Source organism: Roseateles sp. P5_B10, from assembly GCF_056400485.1.
Genome location: NZ_JBFULE010000878.1, coordinates 1 through 2,089, shown reverse-complemented (window position 1 = coordinate 2,089; position 2,089 = coordinate 1). Strand labels below are relative to the sequence as shown.

Annotated in this window: 2 protein-coding genes; both read right to left on the bottom strand. The window is 68.9% G+C overall.

Annotated elements, in window-relative coordinates; translation table 11 throughout:
• A partial coding sequence (locus tag AC1DU6_RS28780; RefSeq protein WP_477861323.1) for an MFS transporter occupies nucleotides 1–953 on the bottom strand: 953 nt, incomplete at its 3' end.
• A 13-nt stretch (nucleotides 954–966) separates the two neighbouring features.
• The coding region (locus AC1DU6_RS28775) for an amidohydrolase family protein (protein ID WP_477861321.1) at nucleotides 967–2,089 on the bottom strand (1,123 nt) is incomplete at its 5' end.

Below are 2,089 nucleotides of genomic sequence, written 5' to 3'. Positions count from 1 at the left end.
AAGCCGATGACCGCGGCGAAGATGTAGACGCTCAGCGGCGTCAGTGGCACCGAGATGAAGGTCACGATGGCCACGGCGCGCAGTCCGTAAATGGCTGACAGCAGATAGCGTTTGGGAAAGCGCTGGCCCAGCATGCCGGCCGCATACGTGCCGAAGATATTGAACAGGCCGATCAGCATCAGTGCGCCGGTGGACACGCCGATGCCCAGGCCGTGGTCCTTCAGGTAACTCGGCAGATGCACGCCGATGAAGACGACCTGGAAGCCGCAGACGAAGTAGCCCAGCATCAGCAGCTGGAAGCTGCGGTAGCCGAAGGCTTCGCGCAGCGCCTGGCCAATGCTCTGGTGGGCGCCGCTGAAGGCCGCCACGCTGCGCTCGCGCACGCCAAGCGCGAGCGGCACGATCAACAAGGCCGCGCCGGCCAGCAGCCACAAGGCGCCCTGCCAGCCGAGATGGCTGATCAGCCAGGTCTCGACGGGGATCATGACGAACTGGCCGAAGGAGCCTGCCGCGGCCGCTACGCCGAAGGCCCAGGAGCGCTTCTCCGGCGACACCGTGCGGCCCAGCACGCCGTAAATGACGGCGTAGGTGGAGCCCGATTGCGCGATGCCGATCAGCACGCCGGCACCGAGGGTGAAGCTCAGTGGGTGGCTGGTGACGGCCATCAGCAGCAGGCCGCAGGCATACGTCAGGCCACCGGCGATCAGTACCTTCCAGGCGCCGAAGCGGTCGGCCAGCATGCCGGCAATCGGCCCGGCTATGCCCCAGGAGAGGTTCTGCACGGCCATCGCGAAAGAGAAGGTCTCGCGCGTCCAGCCGCGCTCCGTGATGATGGGCTGCAGCCAGAAGCCGAAGCCGTGGCGGATGCCCATCGACAGCGTGACGATCATGGCACCGCACAGCAGCACCTGTTGGACGGACAAACCGGTGGAAGCGGGGCGGGGGGTGTTCATGCGGCGACTGTAATCAGCGCTGTTTGGCCTTGCTGGGCGTCTTGGCTTTGCCGCTTTTTTTCTTCGCGGCAGTCTTCTTCGGCGGGTCGGCGGTCGAGGTGCTGGCTTGGGAGCTGGCCGCCGCCACGTCGGCCAGTCGGGTTAGCAGCCTGCCTTGCTTGACGCGCAACAGCGGCATGTCAATGGTGGCCAGGTCGGTCAGCGGGTCGGCGCCCAGCACCAGGAAGCTGGCCTCGCAGCCGGGGTCGAAGCAGCCGAGCTTGCGGCCCGGGAAAAGCGCCAGCGGCGTGTCGCGCGTGGCCAGCCGTAACAGCGTCGCACGGTCCAGGCCGAGGTCGTCCAGCGCGTGCAGCTCGGCCCGGCCGGTGCCGACGAAGACGTCGGAGCCGATGAGCAACTGCACGCCGGCCGCCTGCAGTCTTGCGAGGTTGGCGCGCTGCACGTCCCTCAGCGCGGCCAGGGTTGCGGCGTCGAGCTTGAAGAGAGCGGTGGCGGCCGTCGTCGTGATGACGGCGGTGTGCTGACGCGCGGCCTGGGCGGCGGCGGCCTCGCTGATGGCGAAACGCTCGGGCGCCTCGTCCAATGTGTTGGCATAACCGGGCAGGTGGGCGATGGCGTCGACACCAGCGGCCAGTGCGGCATCAAAGTCGGCTGCAGTTTCCGCATGGGCGACGACGCGGCGGCCGTCCGCGCGCGCCAGCCGGGTCAGCGCGTTGGCGGTCTCGGGCGTCAGGCCCAGGCGGCCAAACATCTCCGGTCGGCCGCGCAGCTCGGGGCGCTCGCTGTGCGCCAGCACGATGCGCAGCCAGTTGCCGCCGCGGGCCTTGATTGCGGGCCATTGGGCCAGCGCCTGCTCGGGGCTGTCGACGAGGACGATCTGCTTCTGCGCCGCGGCCGCCTCGGCGCTGGGTTCGGGCAGCACGGCCGCCAGCGGGTAGCCGTCGCTGGACGTGATGCAGGCGGTCACGAAGCTGACGTCCGGTGCCGCGGGCGTGGCGGTCAGCGGCTTGACCTCGGCGACGCCGGCCGGGTCGCCACACAGCATGGCGGCGTAGAACACGCCTTCGTCCAGATACGTCTGCGCGTACTGGCCCCAGCCCCAAGCAGTCTGCAGATTGTGGTTGTGCGCCTCGGCC